Source organism: Variovorax sp. LjRoot290 (assembly GCF_964253985.1).
In the GTDB taxonomy this organism is placed as follows: Bacteria; Pseudomonadota; Gammaproteobacteria; order Burkholderiales; family Burkholderiaceae_C; genus Variovorax.
Genome location: NZ_CAXURW020000001.1, coordinates 5,531,769 through 5,545,001, shown reverse-complemented (window position 1 = coordinate 5,545,001; position 13,233 = coordinate 5,531,769). Strand labels below are relative to the sequence as shown.

11 protein-coding genes are annotated in these 13,233 nt (G+C 67.2%); 9 read left to right on the top strand and 2 right to left on the bottom strand.

Annotation, left to right across the window (positions count from 1 at the left end):
* Positions 1-4 precede the first annotated feature (4 nt).
* From ACSQ9A_RS27360 to ACSQ9A_RS27350, 3 genes are all read left to right on the top strand, one after another.
* Positions 5-1,438, top strand: coding sequence for a UbiA family prenyltransferase (locus ACSQ9A_RS27360; RefSeq protein ID WP_436306000.1), 1,434 nt, complete (start codon positions 5-7; stop codon positions 1,436-1,438).
* Positions 1,439-1,440: 2 nt separating this feature from the next.
* Positions 1,441-2,664, top strand: coding sequence for a hypothetical protein (locus ACSQ9A_RS27355; RefSeq protein ID WP_436305999.1), 1,224 nt, complete (start codon positions 1,441-1,443; stop codon positions 2,662-2,664).
* A 134-nt stretch (positions 2,665-2,798) separates the two neighbouring features.
* Positions 2,799-5,045, top strand: a complete 2,247-nt coding sequence (locus ACSQ9A_RS27350; RefSeq protein WP_436305998.1) for a PhoX family protein — start codon at positions 2,799-2,801, stop codon at positions 5,043-5,045.
* A gap of 12 nt (positions 5,046-5,057) precedes the next feature.
* Here the strand turns inward: ACSQ9A_RS27350 and ACSQ9A_RS27345 are convergent, their stop codons facing one another.
* Positions 5,058-5,531 carry an Lrp/AsnC family transcriptional regulator gene (locus ACSQ9A_RS27345; RefSeq protein WP_093108597.1) on the bottom strand — a complete coding sequence of 158 codons (474 nt, stop codon included), beginning with the start codon at positions 5,529-5,531 and terminating at the stop codon, positions 5,058-5,060.
* A gap of 106 nt (positions 5,532-5,637) precedes the next feature.
* Between ACSQ9A_RS27345 and mdeB the strand changes: the two genes are divergently transcribed.
* The 3 genes from mdeB to ACSQ9A_RS27330 are packed head-to-tail and all read left to right on the top strand — an operon-like array spanning position 5,638 to position 9,498.
* The gene (mdeB, locus tag ACSQ9A_RS27340) at positions 5,638-8,262 is read left to right on the top strand and encodes an alpha-ketoglutarate dehydrogenase (RefSeq protein WP_436305997.1); all 2,625 of its coding nucleotides are present in this window, start codon (positions 5,638-5,640) and stop codon (positions 8,260-8,262) included.
* 53 nt (positions 8,263-8,315) lie between these two features.
* Positions 8,316-8,801 (top strand): helix-turn-helix domain-containing protein, encoded by a 486-nt coding sequence (locus ACSQ9A_RS27335; RefSeq protein ID WP_436305996.1) that lies wholly within the window; start codon positions 8,316-8,318, stop codon positions 8,799-8,801.
* Positions 8,794-9,498, top strand: coding sequence for a nucleotidyl transferase AbiEii/AbiGii toxin family protein (locus ACSQ9A_RS27330; RefSeq protein ID WP_436305995.1), 705 nt, complete (start codon positions 8,794-8,796; stop codon positions 9,496-9,498). The genes ACSQ9A_RS27335 and ACSQ9A_RS27330 overlap by 8 nt, the downstream gene beginning before the upstream one ends.
* Before the next feature lie 32 nt (positions 9,499-9,530).
* Here ACSQ9A_RS27330 and ACSQ9A_RS27325 read toward each other — a convergent pair whose 3' ends face one another.
* Positions 9,531-9,767: a hypothetical protein gene (locus ACSQ9A_RS27325; protein WP_093108600.1), complete on the bottom strand. Its 237-nt coding sequence runs from the start codon at positions 9,765-9,767 to the stop codon at positions 9,531-9,533.
* Positions 9,768-10,009: 242 nt separating this feature from the next.
* Here ACSQ9A_RS27325 and ACSQ9A_RS27320 point away from each other — a divergent pair, with 242 nt between their 5' ends.
* The 3 genes from ACSQ9A_RS27320 to ACSQ9A_RS27310 all read left to right on the top strand — a co-directional run bounded on the left by ACSQ9A_RS27320 (position 10,010) and on the right by ACSQ9A_RS27310 (position 13,216).
* Complete coding sequence (locus tag ACSQ9A_RS27320; protein ID WP_436292035.1) at positions 10,010-11,041, top strand: Bug family tripartite tricarboxylate transporter substrate binding protein; 1,032 nt, start codon at positions 10,010-10,012, stop codon at positions 11,039-11,041.
* Between the two features lie 99 nt (positions 11,042-11,140).
* Positions 11,141-11,665 (top strand): tripartite tricarboxylate transporter TctB family protein, encoded by a 525-nt coding sequence (locus tag ACSQ9A_RS27315; RefSeq protein ID WP_436305994.1) that lies wholly within the window; start codon positions 11,141-11,143, stop codon positions 11,663-11,665.
* Between the two features lie 21 nt (positions 11,666-11,686).
* Positions 11,687-13,216 carry a tripartite tricarboxylate transporter permease gene (locus ACSQ9A_RS27310; protein WP_436305993.1) on the top strand — a complete coding sequence of 510 codons (1,530 nt, stop codon included), beginning with the start codon at positions 11,687-11,689 and terminating at the stop codon, positions 13,214-13,216.
* Positions 13,217-13,233 lie beyond the last annotated feature (17 nt).

Here is a 13,233-nt window from a genome sequence, read left to right as displayed (position 1 = left end):
CCTGATGACAGGCCTCAATACCATGCGCCCGCTCTACGTCGATCTCGATGGCACGCTGATCGCCACCGACCTGCTGCACGAATCCCTGCTGCAGCTGGTGCGCGCTTCGCCGCTCTCGCTGCTCTCCCTTCCGCTGTGGCTGCTGCGCGGCAAGGCGGCGTTCAAGGACGAGGTGGCGCAGCGCGCCACCGTCGATGTCACGACCCTGCCCTACCGGCCCGAGGTGATCGAGTTGGTGCGCAGCGCGCGCGCCGCCGGCCGCCGCACGGTGCTGGCCACGGCAAGCGACGCCAAGCTCGCGCACGCGGTGGCGCGGCACCTGGACCTTTTCGATGCGGTGCTCGCCTCCGACGGCGAGCGCAACCTGCGCGGCGCGGGCAAGCTGGCGGCGATCGAGGCCGACGCCGGCGGCCGCGCCTTCAGTTATGCAGGCGATCGCAGCGTGGACCTCGCGGTCTGGCGCGGCGCCGAGGCCGCGGTGGTGGTCAGCCGCTCCGAATCGCTGGCCCGGCGCGCGGCCGGCGCGACCACGATCGAGGCACGGATCGTGCCGCCGCGCACCTCCTTCAAGCGCTATCTGTACGGCGCCCGTTTGCATCAGTGGCTCAAGAACCTGCTGATCTTCCTGCCGCTGATGCCGGTGCTGCACGATCTCACGCAGTCGCTGGTCGTCAACGCTGCGCTCGCCTTCCTGGCCTTCGGCCTCATGGCCTCGGGCATCTACGTGCTCAACGATCTGCTCGACCTCGAAACGGACCGGCGGCATCACCGCAAGCGTACGCGGCCCTTCGCCGCCGGGGAGATCTCGGTGCCGGCGGGCCTGGTCATGACAGGCCTTCTGTGTGCGAGCTCGCTCGCGCTGTCGCTCGCGCTGCTGCCGGATGCCTTCGTGGGCGTGCTGCTGCTCTACATGGCGCTGACCACCGCCTACTCGCTGCATCTCAAGCGCCGTGCGGTGGTCGACGTGTTCTCGCTGGCCGCCCTTTACACGATCCGGGTGGCGGCCGGCACGGCGGCCACCGGGCAGCCGCTGTCCTTCTGGATCCTCTCGTTCTCGCTTTTCATCTTCCTGAGCCTGGCGCTGGCCAAGCGCTATGTCGAGTTGACCGGCCCGCCCGCCGAGGTGCGCCAGATGAAGCGCAACCGCGGCTACGTGGCCACCGATGCGCCTTTCGTGCTGTGCACCGGCGTCGCAGCCGGGCAGATGGCGGCCCTGCTGCTGGGCCTCTACCTGCACGACCAGCAGATGGTGGCGCGCTACGAGAACCCCCAATATCTTTGGGTGCTGATCCCGGTCTTCCTGTTCTGGACCATGCGCATCTGGCTCAAGGCGATCCGCGGCGTGCTGCACGACGACCCGGTGGTCTTCGCCGCGCGCGATTGGGTCAGCCGGCTGGCCGTGGCGATCGGCGCCGTCGCGCTATGGATGGCAGGCTGAATGTGACCCCATCCACGACGACACGCAGCCTAGCCTGGGATGCGCTGCTCGCCGCCTTGCTCGCGGCGCTGGCCCTGATGCTGCTGGCGGCGCTGTCGCGCCAATTGCCGCCGCAGCTCTTCAAGCCCGAGGGCCTCGACGCCTGGTTCCAGGCCGACCTGCCGCGCGCGCTGGCCAACATGGTGGATTCGCAGAGCAACCACTACCGCACCAAGGTCCATCCGATCGCCTCGATCCTCATCCATCCGCTGGTCGCCGGCCTGCGCGTGCTGTGGCCGGGCAGCGATCTGCAGGTGGCGATGCGTTTCGCGGCGCTGGTGGCGGCGCTGTGGGTGATCTCTTTCTATGCGCTGTGCCGGTTGCTCGGCACCGGCCGCTTCGTTGCGCTCGGCTTTTCCCTGCTGGCCATCGCAAGCGCCGGCTTCCAGTTCTGGTTCTCGGTGCCTGAGACCTTCAGCGTCGGATCGCTGACCCTGCTGTGGGTGCTGCTGGTCGCGGCGCTGGCGGTGCATCGGCCGGTGAGCGACCGCCTGCTGATCGCCGCCAGCATCGCGAGCCTCAGCATCACGGTCACCAACTGGGTCGTGGGGCTGGCGCTGGCCGTGGTCCAGCGGCCCTGGCGGCGTGCGTTCGCCATCAGCGCGATCGCTTTCGTGGTCGTCGCCGTCGTCTCGGTGGCGCAGCGCTTCCTCTACCGCTTCGCCAAGTTCTTCTTTCTCGGCAGCCGGGAAGAGACGGACTACGTGAACCTGGAGCAGTCGGGCACCGTGCTGCACAAGCTCGCCGGCATGTTCTGGCATCCGATCAGCGTGCCCGAAGTGCTGCTGGCCAAGGCCTCCGAAGCGCCCAAGCTGAACTGGCTCACGGTGCAGCTGAGCGCGCCCGGTTCGGGCAGCTGGGCCGGCATGCTCGCGCTCGGCCTGTGGACCCTGCTGCTGGCGGCCGGCGTGCACGGGCTCGTGCGTTCGCCGCAGTGGCATGCCTTCGGCAAGGTCCTCGGGCTCACGCTGGCGGCGCAGGTTGCGCTGCATCTGATCTACGGCGAGGAGACTTTTCTCTACGCCGCGCACTTCCTGCCGCTCTTGATGGCGCTCGCGGTGTTTGCCGCGCGTTCGCTGCCGGGCCCTGTCGCCGCGTGCATCGCGCTGCTGACGGCCGGGCTCGCGGCCTTCAACAACGCCGCGATGTACGAGACGGCGGCGCGCCTGCTGCAGCACGCGCGCTGAGAGAACGACCGCCGGCGGCGGAGGAGGCCGCGCGTCGCGGATCTGACCCATGCCTGACTTCCGGGCGTCACATTGAACTTTTAGCGTACCGGGCTGAGTTTTTCTACAACCAGTCCCCACTGAAAGTTCTGCGAATGACCGCCAAGACCCATAACGAAATCGCTGCGATCGACCCCGACGACATCGGCCACAACTCAAGCCCCAACCCCTCCTTCAACGACCTGATCGCGTCGCGCCTGAGCCGTCGCCATCTGTTCGGCCTGGGCGTCGGCACCGCCGGCGCCGCGCTGTTGCAAGCCTGCGGCGGTGGCGGCAGCGGCGGCGGTTTCCCGGTGCTGCCGGCTGCGCCGGCACCCGCTCCGGCCCCTGCGCCCGCACCGGCGCCGGCCGCACCCAAGCTGGGCTTCACGGCCGTCGCCAAGAGCCTGGACGACGTGGTCAGCGTGCCGCCCGGCTATACCGCCACCGTGCTGTACCGCCTCGGCGATCCGATCGCGGCCGGCGTGCCTGCCTATGCGAACGACGGCACCGATGCGCCGGCCACCTACGACAAGCGCGCCGGCGACCACCATGACGGCATGACCTTCTTCGGCATCAATGCTTCGAACAAGTGGGACCCGGCCAATGCCTCGCGCGGCCTGCTCGCGATGAACCACGAAGCCATCACGCCGCTGTTCCTGCATCCCACCGGCCAGACCATCGTCGGCACCGGCAACGCCGCCGTCCGCAGCGTCGCCGACGAAGTGCAGCGCGAGTTCTTCCTGCACGGCGTGAGCGTGATCGAGGTCAACAAGGGCGCGAGCAGCTGGAGCTACAAGCAGGACTCGAGCTTCAACCGTCGCGTCCACACGCTGACCGAGATGACTTTCTCGGGCCCGGCTGCGAACGCCGACTACCTGAAGACCAAGTTCAGCGCCGACGGCAGCAAGACCCGCGGCACGCTCAACAACTGCGCCAACGGCACCACGCCCTGGGGCACCTACCTGACCTGCGAAGAGAACTGGGCCGGCTACTTCCGCCGCATCACCGCGACCGACAACCCCAGCCGCAGCGCCAAGGAGATCGCCGCCTTCACGCGCTACGGCGTCGCCGGCACCGGTCGCGAACTCTGGTCCACCGTCACGCCCGACACGGCCGACAACATCTACGGCCGCTGGAATGCCCAGGTCACCGGCGCCACCGCCACGGACGACTACCGCAACGGCGCCAACACCTACGGCTGGGTGGTCGAGATCGATCCCTTCACGCCCGGCAGCACGCCGAAGAAGCGCACCGCGCTCGGCCGCATGGGCCACGAAGGCGCCTGCCTCGGCCCGGTGGTGGCCGGCAAGCCCCTGGTCTGGTACATGGGCGACGATTCGCGCAACGAGTACATCTACAAGTTTGTGTCGACCAAGGCCTGGGATGCGGCCGACATCAACGGCGGCCTGGCGGCCGGCGACAAGTACATGGACGACGGCAAGCTCTACGTCGCCAAGTTCAATGCCGACGGCACGGGCGTGTGGCTGGAGCTCAAGCTCGGCGTCAACGGCATCACGGCGAGCAATCCCGCCTACGCCTTCGCCGACGCGGCCGACGTGGTGATCAACGTGCGCCTCGCGGCCGATGCGGCCGGCGCCACCAAGATGGACCGCCCCGAGTGGACGGCCGTCAATCCGAAGACCGGCGAGGTCTATGTGACCCTCACCAACACCAACGCCGCCTCGCGTCCCATCACGGCCACCGATGCGGCCAACCCGCGCTTCTACAACGACCCCAAGGGCGTGGCCGCAACGGCGCAGACCGGCAATCCCAACGGCCACATCGTGCGCTTTGCGGACGACGGCGCCGACCCGGCGGCCCTGAGCTTCAAGTGGGACGTGTACCTGTTCGGCGCGCGCGCCACGGCTTCGGCGGACGTCAACCTCTCGGGCCTGGTCGCCGACAACGACTTCTCGAGCCCCGACGGCCTGTGGTTCAGCAGCGTGACCAGCGGCTTGCTGTGGCTGGAGACCGACGACGGCGCCTACACCGACGTCACCAACTGCATGCTGCTGGGCGCCGTGCCCGGCAAGGTGGGCGACGGCGCTGCCAAGACCATCACCAACGTCGACGGCGCGACCACGCGCACGCAGGCCACCTTCGTCGGCAAGGCGCCGGGCACCGACGGCCTGCGCCGCTTCCTCGTCGGCCCGAAGGACTGCGAGATCACCGGCATCGCCGAATCGGGCGACGGCCGCTCGCTGTTCGTCAACATCCAGCACCCGGGCGAGACCACGGCGGCAGCGAACATCGGCAACCCGGCGCTCTTCGGCAGCCACTGGCCGGAAGGCGGCAATGCGCGCCCGCGCTCGGCCACGGTCGTGATCACGAAGAACGACGGCGGTCTGATCGGCTTGTAAGGCCCGAGCGATTCAGGACGGCGCTGCCGGCAGCGGCAGCGCCGTTTTGTAGCGCACCTGCTTGAGCGCAAAGCTCGAGCGGATCTTCTCGATGCCCGCAATGGGCGTCAGCTGCTCGAGGATGAATTTCTCGAGCGCCCCGATGTCGGGCAGCGCCACGCGGATCAGGTAGTCGCTGTCGCCGGTCATCAGGTAGCACTCCATCACCTCGTCGTGCTCGGCGATGCGCTGTTCGAAGTCGGCCAGCGACTTCTTGCTTTGCGTCTTGAGGCTGATCGAAATGAACACGTTGAGCCCGAGCCCCAGCACGGCCGCGTTGGCCAGCGCCACGTAGCGCTGGATCACGCCGCCCGTTTCGAGCGCCTTCACGCGCGCGAGGCAAGGCGAGGGCGAGAGGTGCACGCGTCGCGCGAGCTCCACGTTCGAGAGTGCGCCGTCGCGCTGCAGCTCGTCCAGGATGCGCAGGTCGATCGCGTCCAGTTGCATGAAATGCTTCAAAGTGGCTGAATGGCGGCATTCTATGCCGTGATAACCTTGAAAGAGCCGCTGGAACGGCAGCCCATTCCATCGGAGGCGGCCTAAAGTGCGGTTCATGAACGCCCCGATTTCTTCCGGTCAGCTGCGCGCACTGATCGACATGCCCTTGAACGATCCCGACCCGGTCGAAACCGCCGAATGGCGCGAGGCCTTCGCCTCGCTGGCCGAGGCGCACGGGCCGGAACGCGCGCGCTGGATGCTCGACGAACTCGCGCGCATCGCACGTACGCAGCGCATCGGCTGGCAGCCCGAGCTGTCGACGCCCTACGTCAACACCATCGCGGTCGAGGCGCAGCCCGCGTTCCCGGGCGACCTCGCGATCGAAGAGCGGCTGGCTTCGCTGATGCGATGGAACGCGCTCGCGATGGTGGTGCGCGCCAACCAGGCCTATGGCGAGCTCGGCGGCCACATCGCGAGCTATGCGAGTGCGGCCGACCTGTTCGAGACCGGCTTCAATCATTTCTTCCATGCGCGCGACGAGAAGCAGCGCGGCGACCTCGTGTTCTTCCAGCCGCACAGCGCGCCGGGCGTCTACGCGCGTGCCTTTCTCGAAGGGCGCTTGAGCGAGGAGGATCTCCGGCACTATCGCCAGGAACTCACGGCGCCCGCCCACGGCGCACGCGGCCTTTCCAGCTATCCGCACCCGTACCTGATGCCGGACTTCTGGCAGTTCCCGACCGGCTCGATGGGCATCGGTCCGATCAGCTCGATCTACCACGCGCGCTTCATGCGCTACCTCACGCACCGCAACCTGCTCGATTGCGAGGGACGGAAAGTGTGGGGTGTGTTCGGCGACGGCGAGATGGACGAGCCCGAATCGATGAGCGCGCTCACGCTCGCTGCGCGCGAGAAGCTCGACAACCTCGTGTGGGTGGTCAACTGCAACCTGCAGCGCCTCGACGGCCCGGTGCGCGGCAACGGCCGCATCATCGACGAGCTCGAAAAACTCTTCGCCGGCGCCGGCTGGAACGTGATCAAGCTGGTGTGGGGCAGCGACTGGGACGGCCTGTTCGCGCGCGACAGCGGCGGCGCGCTGGCGCGCGCCTTCGCCAACACGGTGGACGGCCAGATGCAGACCTTCGCGGCCAAGGACGGGCGCTACAACCGCGACACCTTCTTCGGCCAGAACGAGGAGCTCGCGCGCCTCGCGGAAGGCATGACCGACGAGCAGATCGATCGTCTCAAGCGCGGCGGCCACGACCTGGTGAAGATCCATGCCGCCTATGCAGCCGCCGCCGCGCACCGCGGCCAGCCGACGGTGATCCTGGCCCACACCAAGAAGGGCTACGGCATGGGAAGCGCGGGGCAGGGCAAGATGACCACGCACTCGCAGAAGAAGCTGGACGAGCACGACCTGCTCGAGTTCCGCAACCGCTTCGATCTGCCGCTCACCGACGAGCAGGCCGCGCAGGCCGCCTTCTACAAGCCGGCCGAGGACAGCCCCGAGATGCGCTATCTGCGCGAGAAGCGCGCCGCACTCGGCGGCAGCATGCCCAAGCGCGAGACCGCGTGCGAGCCGGTCGCCAAGCCGGAAATCGCGGCCTACGCGCAGTTCGCGATCGCCGCCGCCGGCAAGGAGATGAGCACCACCATGGCCTTCGTGCGCATGCTGGGCAACCTCATGAAGGACCAGACGCTGGGCCCGCGCATCGTGCCCATCGTGGCCGACGAGGCGCGCACCTTCGGCATGGCCAACCTGTTCAAGCAGGTCGGCATCTATTCGAGCGTGGGCCAGCGCTATGCGCCGGAAGACATCGGCTCGGTGCTCTCCTATCGCGAGGCGACCGACGGCCAGATCCTCGAGGAGGGCATCAGCGAAGCCGGCGCCATCGCGAGCTGGACCGCGGCGGCCACCAGCTACAGCGTGCATGGCCTGGCGATGCTGCCCTTCTACATCTACTACTCGATGTTCGGCTTCCAGCGCGTGGGCGACCAGATCTGGGCCGCGGCCGACCAGCGCTCGCGCGGCTTCCTGCTCGGCGCGACCTCGGGGCGCACCACGCTCGGCGGCGAGGGGCTGCAGCACCAGGACGGATCGAGCCACCTGATCGCCGCCACCGTCCCGAACTGCAAGGCCTACGACCCGGCGTTCGCGGGCGAGATGGCGGTGATCGTCGATGCCGGCATCCGCGAGATGATGGCCCTGCAGAAGGACGTGTTCTATTACGTCACGCTGATGAACGAGAACTACGCCCAGCCCGACCTGCCGGCAGGCGCGGAGGCCGATGTGCTGCGCGGCTGCTATCGCTTCGCGGGCCCGGAGCGCGCGTCAGCCAAAGTGACGCTGCTCGGCTCCGGCGCGATCCTGACCGAGGTGATCAAGGCGGCGCAGCTGCTGGCCGCGGAAGGCATCGAGGCCGAGGTCTTCAGCGTCACGAGCTGGAGCGAGCTCGCGCGCGACGGCCGGGCTTGCGAGGCGCGTGCGCTGGCCGGCGATGCGGCGCCGGGCACACCCTTCATCGCACGGCAGCTAGCGGGCGGCAGGGGGCCGGTGATTGCCGCGACCGACTATGTGCGCGCCGTGCCCGAGAGCGTGCGCGCCTTCCTGCCCGAAGGCCGGCACTACCTCACGCTGGGCACCGACGGCTTCGGCCGCAGCGACACGCGTGCGGCGCTGCGCCGGTTCTTCGGCGTGGATGCGGCGAGCATCGTAGGCGCAGCGCGCCACGCACTGCGCTGATTTGTTTCTCATTCTTGACAAGTCACTGATTTTGTCAAGAATGAGAAACACTTATGCCCGATCCAGGCCCTGAGCTCACTCCCCAATCCGCCGAGGCCCTGGCCGCCATCGGCGCCACGGTGCGCCGGCGCCGCAAGGACCTGGGCATCAGCGCCGTGGCCGCGGCCGAAGCTGCCGGCATCTCGCGCGTCACCCTGCACCGGATCGAAAAGGGCGAACCTGCGGTCACCATGGCCGCGTACCTGCGGGTGCTGGTGGCGCTGGGTCTGGCTGTGGCGATCCGGCCGCAGGAGGAAGCTGCTGCGCCCGCCGAAACGCATCGCCGAGGCTGGCTTCCCGCGCGCGTGCGCATCGCCGACTACCCTGGCCTCAAGGAACTGGCGTGGCAGGTCCACGGCCCGCAAGAACTCACGCCGCGCGAAGCCTTGGGCATCTACGAGCGCAACTGGCGGCACCTCGACCCCACGACACTGTCTCCGGCCGAGCGGGACCTCGTCGATGCCCTGCGGTTGGCACTCGGGAGCGACCCTGTTGTTTGAGCGGCCGCACCACCGCCGCGTCGCGCGGGTACTCCAGGCGCTCGATGGGCCGCGGCTACGCGAACGGGGCTGCCTGTTCGGCGGCGGCACCGCGATCGCGCTGCGCTTCGGCGAGTACCGCGAGTCGGTGGACATCGACTTTCTCGTGTCGGACCTTGCGATGTACCGTCAGCTTCGGCAGGAGATGACCGGCATCGATGGACTTGCGACCGTGACGCGGGCCGATGCCGTGCCGCTGACGCAGGCCGGCGAACTGCGCGCCGACCAGCACGGCATCCGCACGCGCGTGCAGCTCGACGACCAGCCGATCAAGTTCGAGATCGTGTTCGAGGCCCGCATGGCGCTGCAGGTACCCGGCAAGGCCGACGAGCTGTGCGGCGTGCCAACGCTCACGTCCTTGGACATGGCCGCGAGCAAGTTGCTCGCCAACTCCGACTGCTGGGCTGATGACGGCGTATTCAGCCGCGACCTGATCGACCTGGCGATGATGAAGCCGAGCCTGGCGCTGCTGCGCGATGCCGTTGCCAAGGCCGAAGGCGCCTACGGTGCCGCCGTGCGCCGCGACCTGCAGCGCGCCATCGAACGCATGCGCGAGCGCACCGGCTGGCTGGAGCGGTGCATGCAGGTCATGGGCGTCGCCGGTACGCAGGCGCAGGTGTGGCAACAGATCCGAGCGTTGAGGCGGGTGCTCACCTGAGCTGAATACCCACCGGCCTTGGCCGGGCGCGCTCAGCGCAGGCCGACGCGCGAGGCCTGCCAGCGCAACGCGGCAGCGCGCGCCGGGTTGCTGGCTTCGACCTTGTTCGCGTCCAGGTGCAAGGCGCGCATCTGCTCGACTTCTTCGATGATCTTGCCCGGATTCAGCAAGGCATGGACCAGCACGCTGGCTTCATCGGCCAAGGCCTTGAACGCGCCGGCCAGGCCGCCGAAGGCGTTCGCACGGGACGATTGGTCGAGGGTGGACATAGGGAACTCCTGGATTGCAAAGTCGAGTTCCGGTCATCTTATAGGGTTTACCCGATTAGGGGGTAAACCCTAGATTTGTCTCGAAGGGCTGGCGGCGCAGGGCGCGGGCTTACCCGCATACGGAATCTCCGAAAAGTTGACCATGGTCAAGCCGGCTTTGGGCGACGGCGCGCAGCATTCGCTTCACTGGGATTTCGACTGAGATTCCAAGCAAAAAGAGCACAGCCTACCTAGGAGACAACATGATCGGGAATCTCATTTCGCGCACCCGGGCCTGCGGAGCCAGCCTGTCCACCGCGGCCGTCATGGCGCTGGCGGTCACGACACCTGCCTTCGCCGCATGGGAGCCCACCAAGCCGGTGGAATTCGTGATCCCTGCCGGCACCGGCGGGGGCGCCGACCAGATGGCGCGGCTGATGCAGGGCATCATCATCAAGCACAAGCTGATGAAGGAGCCGCTCATCGTCGTCAACAAGTCGGGCGGCGCCGGCGCCGAGGGCTTCCTCGCGGTCAAGGAAGCCAAGGGCGATCCGCACAAGATCATCATCTCGCTGTCGAACCTGTTCACGACGCCGATGGCGACCGGCGTGCCCTTCAACTGGAAGGACATGACCCCGGTCGCGATGATGGCGCTCGACCAGTTCGTGCTGTGGTCGAACGCCGAGGAGCCGTACAAGAGCGCCGCCGAATACATCGCCGCGGCGAAGGCGGCGGGCCCGAGCAAGTTCAAGATGGCCGGCACCGGCTCGAAGCAGGAAGACCAGATCATCACCGTGGCCCTCGAGAAGGCCACCGGCACGAAGTTCATCTACGTGCCCTTCAAGGGCGGCGGCGAGGTCGCGGTGCAGCTGGTGGGCGGCCATGTGCATTCCACCGTGAACAACCCGATCGAGGCGGTTGCCCAGTGGCGCGCCGGCAAGCTGCGCGCGCTGTGCGTGTTCGACGACGAGCGCATGCCCTTCAAGGCCAAGGTCACCGACACGCAGTCGTGGAACGACATCCCGACCTGCAAGGAATCCGGCGTCCCGACCAAGTACACCATGCTGCGCGGCATCTTCATGCCCGCTGGCGTGACGCCCGACCAGCTCAAGTTCTATGTGGACCTGCTGACCAAGGTCGCCGCAACGCCCGAGTGGAAAGAGTACATGGAGAAGGGTGCGTTCAATCCGACCTTCATGACCGGCGACGCGTTCGCGAAATGGCTGGCAGGCGCAGAGGCCACCCACCGCACCCTGATGACCGAAGCCGGCTTCCTGGCCGCCAGCAGCAAGTAACCGGGCGCCGAGCGGCGAACGCGACAGCCATCACCCCGCGCGGGGGATGGCGAGGGCGCCGCATTGGTTTTCATCACACACACACACGATGGGGGCTCCATGGAGCACGACGAGAAATCCGGCGACGCCGCGGCGCGCACGGGCGTTGCCACCAACCTGGTCGAAGCGGTGGTTGCGGCGGTCCTGTTGATCATCGGCCTGGGCGTGATCTTCGAAAGCCGCAGGCTGGGCGCCGGCTGGACCACCGACGGCCCCGGGGCGGGCTACTTTCCCTTCTACATCGGCCTGATCATCACCATCTCGGGCGCCGGCATCCTGTATCAAGCCCTGCTCGGCAAGAACAGGAAGACCGAGGTCTTCGTCGATTCGGAGCAGCTGAAGCGCGTGATGTCGGTGCTGGTTCCGGCGACGGTGTATGTGCTGGCCGTTTCCTTCCTGGGGCTGTACATCGCATCGGCGCTCTACATCGCGCTGTTCATGATCGTTCTGGGCAAGTACTCGTGGGTCAAGAGCGTCCTCATCGCGCTGGCCGTCAACACGCTCTTCTTCTTCATGTTCGAAGTGTGGTTCAAGGTGCCCCTTTTCAAAGGCGCGCTGGATCCTCTTCGCTTTCTCGGCTACTGAATCTCTGGGAGCGAACGCGAAATGGAAGAAATCAGTGCCCTGATGCAGGGCTTTGCAGTGATCCTGACGCCGATGAACATCGGCCTGATGTTCGTCGGCATCATCCTCGGCGTGCTGATCGGCGTGCTGCCGGGGCTGGGCGGGGCGAACGGGGTGGCCATCCTGCTGCCCCTCACCTTCACGATGTCGCCGACCTCGGCCATCATCATGCTGTCGTGCATCTACTGGGGTGCCTTGTTCGGCGGCGCCATCACCTCCGTGCTGTTCAATATCCCGGGCGAGCCGTGGTCGGTGGCCACCACCTTCGACGGCTATCCGATGGCCCAGCAGGGCAAGGCCGGTGCGGCGCTGACCACCGCCTTCACCTCGTCCTTCGTGGGTGCCTTCCTGGCGGTGGTGATGATCACCTTCCTGGCGCCGCTGGTGGCCAAGTTCGCGCTCAAGTTCGGCTCGCCCGAATTCTTTGCGGTGTACCTGTTGACCTTCTGCAGCTTCGTCGGCATGGGCAAGGGCTCGCCCTTCAAGATCCTGGCGTCGATGGCGCTCGGCTTCGCGCTGGCCAGCGTCGGCATGGACACCGTGACCGGCCAGCTGCGCCTCACCTTCGGGCAGCCCGAGCTGATGCGCGGCTTCGACTTCCTGATCGCGGTCATCGGCCTGTTCGGCATCGGCGAGATCCTGCTGTCGATGGAGGAAGGCCTCAAGTTCTCCGGCAAGAGCGCGAAGATCGATCCCAAGGTAGTGCTGCAGACCTGGAAGCAACTGCCGCAGTACTGGGTGACCTCGCTGCGCAGCTCGCTGATCGGCATCTGGATGGGCATCACGCCCGGCGGCGCCACGCCGGCCTCGTTCATGAGCTATGGCCTGGCCAAGAAGATGTCGAAGAACGGCACTAAGTTCGGCACCGGCGAAATGGAAGGCGTCGTGGCGCCCGAGACCGCTGCGCACGCCGCCGGCACCAGTGCGCTGCTGCCGATGCTGGCGCTCGGCATTCCCGGTTCGCCGACCGCTGCGGTGCTGCTCGGCGGCCTGCTGATCTGGGGGCTGCAGCCGGGTCCGCTGCTCTTCGTCGAACAGAAGGACTTCGTCTGGGGCCTGATCGCCAGCATGTACCTCGGCAACATCGTCGGCCTCATCGTGGTGCTGAGCACGGTGCCGCTGTTCGCCTCGATCCTGCGCATTCCGTTCTCGATCATCGCGCCGGTGATCATCGTGATCTGCGCGATCGGCGCCTATACCGTGCACAACGCGATGCTCGACATCTGGTTCATGCTCGGCTTCGGCGTGGTGGGCTACATCTTCAAGAAGCTCGACTTCCCGCTGGCGCCGCTGGTGCTCGCGCTGGTGCTCGGCGACAAGGCCGAAGACTCGTTCCGCCAGGCCATGCTGGTCTCGCAGGGCGACGTCATGATCATGTGGTCGAACCCGCTGGTCGGCGGCATCACCACGCTGGCGCTGACCATGCTGTTCTGGCCGCTCATCTCGAAAGTGATGGCGTTGATCAAGCCAAAAAAGTCTGACGAGTTCGCCGTCGAGCGGCCGGTGGACTGAAAGCGCAGAGGAGGCCA

Bases quoted from the DNA above. Each gene is read 5' to 3' on its own strand.
- ACSQ9A_RS27360 (WP_436306000.1), top strand. From the start codon at position 5: ATGACAGGCCTCAATACCATGCGCCCGCTCTACGTCGATCTCGATGGC.
- ACSQ9A_RS27350 (WP_436305998.1), top strand. From the start codon at position 2,799: ATGACCGCCAAGACCCATAACGAAATCGCTGCGATCGACCCCGACGAC.
- ACSQ9A_RS27345 (WP_093108597.1), bottom strand. From the start codon at position 5,531: ATGCAACTGGACGCGATCGACCTGCGCATCCTGGACGAGCTGCAGCGC.
- mdeB (WP_436305997.1), top strand. From the start codon at position 5,638: ATGAACGCCCCGATTTCTTCCGGTCAGCTGCGCGCACTGATCGACATG.
- ACSQ9A_RS27335 (WP_436305996.1), top strand. From the start codon at position 8,316: ATGCCCGATCCAGGCCCTGAGCTCACTCCCCAATCCGCCGAGGCCCTG.
- ACSQ9A_RS27325 (WP_093108600.1), bottom strand. From the start codon at position 9,767: ATGTCCACCCTCGACCAATCGTCCCGTGCGAACGCCTTCGGCGGCCTG.
- ACSQ9A_RS27320 (WP_436292035.1), top strand. From the start codon at position 10,010: ATGATCGGGAATCTCATTTCGCGCACCCGGGCCTGCGGAGCCAGCCTG.
- ACSQ9A_RS27315 (WP_436305994.1), top strand. From the start codon at position 11,141: ATGGAGCACGACGAGAAATCCGGCGACGCCGCGGCGCGCACGGGCGTT.
- ACSQ9A_RS27310 (WP_436305993.1), top strand. From the start codon at position 11,687: ATGGAAGAAATCAGTGCCCTGATGCAGGGCTTTGCAGTGATCCTGACG.